The sequence below is a fragment of the Streptomyces ochraceiscleroticus genome (genome assembly GCF_000720485.1).
GTDB lineage: Bacteria > Actinomycetota > Actinomycetes > Streptomycetales > Streptomycetaceae > Streptomyces > Streptomyces ochraceiscleroticus.
In genome coordinates, this window is the sequence record NZ_JOAX01000123.1 from 1 (window position 1) to 295 (window position 295).

At 67.5% G+C, this 295-nt stretch carries 1 protein-coding gene; it reads left to right on the plus strand.

Translation table 11 applies throughout. The features are described from left to right. The coding region (locus tag IG84_RS0137480) for an ATP-binding cassette domain-containing protein (protein ID WP_031068035.1) at window positions 1–295 on the plus strand (295 nt) is incomplete at both ends.

Genomic DNA, 295 nt, shown 5'->3' on the forward strand with positions numbered 1-295 from the left:
CGTGACCTTCACCGCCTACCGGGGTGAGTCGATCGGCCTGATCGGCACCAATGGCTCGGGCAAGTCCACGCTGCTCAAGGCGGTCGCGGGCCTGCTGCCCGCCGAGCGCGGCCATGTCTACACCCACGGCCAGCCCTCCCTGCTCGGCGTGAACGCCGCCCTGATGAACGACCTGACCGGCGAGCGCAACGTCATTCTGGGCGGACTGGCCATGGGCATGACCCGCGAGCAGGTCCGCGAGCGCTACCAGCAGATCGTCGACTTCTCCGGCATCAACGAGAAGGGCGACTTCATC